This window comes from Peribacillus sp. YIM B13472 (assembly GCF_042788005.1).
GTDB lineage: Bacteria > Bacillota > Bacilli > Bacillales > DSM-1321 > Peribacillus > Peribacillus simplex_E.
In genome coordinates this window covers 1-4,825 of record NZ_JBHZPG010000071.1, presented here as the reverse complement: position 1 = coordinate 4,825, position 4,825 = coordinate 1, and the positions used below count along the sequence as shown (strand labels likewise).

General features: G+C 36.0%; 5 protein-coding genes and 2 pseudogenes. 3 read left to right on the top strand and 4 right to left on the bottom strand.

Annotated features, from left to right (window positions below):
* Positions 1–77: 77 nt before the first annotated feature.
* Positions 78–872, bottom strand: a pseudogene (locus ACFX4I_RS26235) (IS4 family transposase); the annotation flags it as partial.
* Positions 873–1,106: 234 nt separating this feature from the next.
* On the opposite strand from ACFX4I_RS26235, the gene ACFX4I_RS26230 reads away from it, so the two are divergent.
* On the top strand, positions 1,107–2,126 hold the full coding sequence (locus ACFX4I_RS26230) for a hypothetical protein (RefSeq protein ID WP_342601868.1): 1,020 nt from the start codon (positions 1,107–1,109) through the stop codon (positions 2,124–2,126).
* A gap of 442 nt (positions 2,127–2,568) precedes the next feature.
* Here the strand turns inward: ACFX4I_RS26230 and ACFX4I_RS26225 are convergent.
* The 3 genes and pseudogenes from ACFX4I_RS26225 to ACFX4I_RS26215 all read right to left on the bottom strand — a co-directional run.
* A pseudogene (locus ACFX4I_RS26225) lies at positions 2,569–2,892 on the bottom strand (NucA/NucB deoxyribonuclease domain-containing protein); the annotation flags it as partial.
* 84 nt (positions 2,893–2,976) lie between these two features.
* A complete protein-coding gene (locus ACFX4I_RS26220; protein ID WP_142303872.1) occupies positions 2,977–3,186 on the bottom strand; it encodes a hypothetical protein in 210 nt (69 codons plus the stop codon).
* Between the two features lie 229 nt (positions 3,187–3,415).
* On the bottom strand, positions 3,416–3,673 hold the full coding sequence (locus ACFX4I_RS26215; RefSeq protein WP_057277283.1) for a DUF2533 family protein: 258 nt from the start codon (positions 3,671–3,673) through the stop codon (positions 3,416–3,418).
* A 120-nt stretch (positions 3,674–3,793) separates the two neighbouring features.
* Between ACFX4I_RS26215 and ACFX4I_RS26210 the strand changes: the two genes are divergently transcribed.
* Together ACFX4I_RS26210 and ACFX4I_RS26205 are read left to right on the top strand one after the other, a co-directional pair.
* Complete coding sequence (locus tag ACFX4I_RS26210) at positions 3,794–4,363, top strand: recombinase family protein (RefSeq protein ID WP_309519087.1); 570 nt, start codon at positions 3,794–3,796, stop codon at positions 4,361–4,363.
* A gap of 100 nt (positions 4,364–4,463) precedes the next feature.
* Positions 4,464–4,697 carry a hypothetical protein gene (locus ACFX4I_RS26205; protein ID WP_377424150.1) on the top strand — a complete coding sequence of 78 codons (234 nt, stop codon included), beginning with the start codon at positions 4,464–4,466 and terminating at the stop codon, positions 4,695–4,697.
* Positions 4,698–4,825: the final 128 nt, after the last annotated feature.

The following is a 4,825-nucleotide window of genomic DNA, read 5'->3' as shown; positions in this document are numbered from 1 at the left end:
TAGGCTTAAAATGTGACTCTGATATAAGGTTCTCTGAAAAGGATTTCGAGCTGAGGCAGCCATAAGTTTCTCTGCCTCGTTTCACCAGGGGTTAGACCGGACATTATTTGTGCCATATCAAGCTTGATGTATTCTGTTTGCTTTTTTATCGTGCCATTGTTGAAGAATTCTGGCTCAGGGTTCTTGATATAAATACGTGTATTAAGCTTTAATCTCGAGATATAGTAAGCATCTTTATCATGAATGGCTTGTAAGTCTCCTAAATCAAAGTAACCAAGATCACGTAAGCATAAATCGCCTTTCTCAACAGTTTCAAGGCAAATTGTACCGTATGTTTTATCATTGTTCTTTCCTGGTCCTAGTTGTACGTTTAAAAATTGGCCACTTAATAAATCGTATTCCAATTGGATTTTCACCCCTGCAGTATTACTACTCCCTCCAGAGCCTTGATAATTTGTAGCAAAGGAATCAGGTAGCTGAAATACAGTCGCATCTAAAATCCGAATACGTTTGAAAGTAGAAATCATGTCTGAAGAAAGTGATTGATTTAAACAGAGTTTTTGTGTTAACAGCGAAGTAAAGACTTCTCGGAGGAATGTGACAGCTGCTGGATTAAAGCGTTGATTCAACCCTTCTGGGCTCATTAGTACACCCTTCGAAGCCTCTAAACGACTACATAATTGTGTAAGTGATGTACGAGCGACTTCTTGGCTGAGCCAAACGCAAAGGGCGATGAGTTCAGCTGCTTGATACTTACTAGATCGCTGTACAAAGCCCATCTGTTTGGCCGTTTCTTGTAGGACTAATGGAGATAGAAAGCGTTGTAATTCTTTCGCAAAAAGTGTCAGTTCACTGGAGACGATAGGATTCATAAAAAAACACCATCCTTTCTCGTAAACTTCTTACGATAAGCATAGCGTTTTTTCATTTTTGAAGGTATTGTTTAAACTTAGCTTGATGGGCATGTGACGGTACCCCTATTAGGACGAAATAACTGAGAATAATCTAGGTAATTATACATATTTTTACATTATTTTATTATAGTGGTATTTTTTGTTAGTTAACAATGATACTCTTATATTGCTATAAGAAAAGGGGGAAAACAAGTGAAGAAAAAGAGAAATATCTTTATACTAGCATTTTTATTTTTATTGACAACCGCTTTATTACCGAACGGTGCGTATGCTGACACGAATGTTATCAACTATGAGAAAGATGGTAGAGTTAAGCCTGTGGAAAATGCTGAGTTATTATCTGAAAATCAATTGGATAGTGTACTAGATGCCATTGGGTTGGAAGAAGAAAACTTGGATGATATGTCGAAGAAAGAAAAGGTCTATATGGCCAGCCAAGGCGGTAAGGTCGTTGATGAAGTAGAAGTGGAAGAGAAGTCTTATTATGTTTCACTCGATGGTACAAAAACGGAATACACTGAAGAGAATGAAGAACTCATAACGCAAAAAAAGATTGAAGATCTAAAAACCTACAATGAAGCAACAGGAGAGTCTTTAGAAATCGAGAATGTTTATCCGTCAAAAGTGAAACAAAATTCTGGAATCTCTTTAATGGCTGCTTTGCCGAAAGACGGAATTAAAACAAAAATTAAGGGCGATTTGGAGCTAACCCAACAAGTGATTTATCTTGGTTCCACTAGTACTCAGTATAAATACTCATTCGTTTCAAATGCTCATTGGAATGATACACCATTAAGCACTAAGACCGATATTTTAGGGTCCGCTTGGAGTGAGGAAGCTGTTGCTAAAGCTGACACATTTTCAGGTTTTTGGGATCAAGGAAAAGAGATTGCTGACGGCAAAGGCGGTACAACTTGGACTTTTGATGACAAAAAATTGAGTATGAAAAGCCCGAAAGCCTACGGTCAATATGTGACTGTATCATTAGGTGGCGGCGACTATCAAAATATTAATATGAGTAGAGAAGTGCGGGTGGGTAAATCCAAAAAAGGAGAACCTGCTTACGTACAAACAACTTATTTCCATACATATACCAATATTTCAGGTTTAAGTGCGTCAATCGGGCCGGTTTCTGTGGATATTCCAAGCAAGTGGTTACAATCTGGAGATGAAATCTATGTTGAATATAGTTTCACCTTCGGTAACACCTAATTTTGCTTAGAAAGGATAGTTTATGCTATCCTTTCTTTATCTTTGTTATATAAGGGGTTGCTTCTATGAACATATTCTTAGACTTTTTTGGATTTTTAACTACACCAGTATGGTGTATTATTTTATGTCTAAATTTCATTTCTATACTACAAAAAATTAAATTAAATAAGGAAGATTATACGAAGAACACTTTTTGGTTTACCTTATCTTTCACATTCCTTATCTCTATATTATTCTACTATGTAGCAGCTTATTAGTCTGAACGGTTAAAGGCCAGTTCCGACCACTAAATTGAAAAATGGCACTCAAGAGGAGTGCTTTTTTTGTGTGTTTGAACAAGTGGTAGCTTAGTAAAAAATAAAAGAGGAATACAGTCATCAGATTTTTTTAATAAAGAGCCTTAATCTAATGTAGCAAGACTCTCATAACTTTTCTACTGAATTCACTCTACAACGAATAAAACCTTTGTACCATCGGGATAGTCACTTAATTGATGAGATACCCACGAGCCAGCACCACGATTGTCTGATGGGGTTATATACTCAATATCTGCTCCCGCTCCCCCTTCTTCACACATGGCCATTGGGTATTCATCACGATCATATCCCATTCTAGTTTGAATATTTTCCAAAGATTCATCACGATTCTCGTCTGCTCCATTTCTATCAATGGTACAAATATTGGAACTTCCATCAGCAATGGCATCTTCTATATGCTCAGCTGTCTCCGGGTACTTTTCTGACGGAAAGTTAATTACAACATTATAACTTTCCTCAGATAAACACTCCTTTACTTTGATATTAAATTAAAACGATAGACGTAAAATACGGCTATCGTTTTTTGGAATCAATTATCTTGAAAGAGTTTGAGAGCGTTTCTTATCTTTGTCGTTATTCTGCTCTTGTTCTTTAATTTTTCTAGCTATTTCTTGAACACCCTTCACTGAAAAGACTTTAGGTGATTGTACCTTATCGACTTGTTTTTCTTTAGTTAAGTTATTTGCAACTGTTCTCACTTCATCCATATCAATTTTTACTTTTGGGGGTACCATGCCCATCAAGCTAAGAAAATAGGTCCCCCAAAAAAAAACGATAAATTGAGCTTATAAGTTACAAGAAAGTCCAAAATTTCATTCTGGGGGTACTACAAAACTTTAACTTGATGGCAATGTGACTGTACCCCGATTTGAGCATAAAAAAACACTCATCTATAAAATGAGTGTCAGGAGGTCGAGGGTTAACACCGATATTCGGTGCTTTTTCTTACGACTAAGAGATCAGTAAATTATTTTACTTTAATGACTCCACATATGAATGAACCATTTCTGGGGTAACTAATTTACGAGTAGGTATTAGCCTTTGGTTTGCAAGAACATTGATTTGCATAGTGATTTGATTAATATGGTCTGTTGTAAAATCCTTTTCAGCCTTACATAATTCTATAGCTCCTTGAATATAATCTTCACGTTGTTGGTCTAATAGGGAAAATTTAGTAAAAAGTTGATTTTGTTTTTGAGCATGTAACGTAAGGGCTTTATGTACACTCATTGTCCTTCACTCCTAAAATTTTTTCTATTTTTCTAATAGCTACTTCTATATTAACATCATCATTTTTTTAGCAATAGCAAAAACTATAAAAGATAAATCCAAAAGGTAGTTGTTTCACGCATCGGATGTGATTATGAATACGGACGAGTAAGCACCATTGATCAATCATTAGATTTACAGGAAGAGAAGTTAAAAGAATATGGCTGTGAGAAGATATTCATGGAGAAACAAAGTGGTGCTAAAAGTGATCGTGAGGAACTGATTAAGGCGTTAGACTTTTTAAGGGAAGGAGACAAGCAGGTTGTTTACAAAATAGACAGACTGGCTAGGAGTACATTTGATTTACAAAAGATTGCTAAGGAACTAGAAGAACGGGGAATAGCTTTAGTATTCATCAAAGAACAGATTGATTTTAGTACACCATCTGGAAAGCTAATGTTTACTATGCTGGGGGCTATTGCTGAGTTTGAACGTGATTTAATCAAAGATAGGACCACTGAGGGACGTGAAAGGGCAAAAGCTAAAGGAACTCATATGGGACGTAAAGGAAAGGACGAGAAGGACGTTAAAAAGGCTTTGAAGCTGTTTCAGGAGAGAGAATCTAACGGATTAAGTGTAAATGAGATAGCTAAAATGACAGGCGTTCCACGTTCCACTATTTACGCTAAAGCGAAAGAGACGAGACTTTAATAGTGTTAGCCTTTTTCTTTATGCAACTAACGGGGCAGTTTAGTTCAAGAGTAATATATACTCAGATAATGGTAGATGAAAAATTAGGGAGTTCGAGGAAATGGATGAAATGATAGGTGGTTCATTTGTTTTTGTAACGGGAGTTATTTTTCTATGGCTTGGTTTGTTTCAGTACAAGTGGTTGTATAAGGGTATAAAGGAGGTTGAAGAGGGAAAAATCGATATTTTACCTTTTATAAGTAAATATTGGTTCTGGCGGATTGTTTTCATCGGAATTGGTGTATTACTCATTTTTACAACTGGAAATTCATTCATTAGGTATGTCTTTCATTAACTATCGGGTGCGTTAGCTGAAGATCGGAGCTGTCTTAAGGCAGCTCTTTCTTTATGGAACTAAACCAGCTAATAGTTAGTCAACATTTTTCAATGAAAACTTAAAATATTTCATGCTATACTAAATTT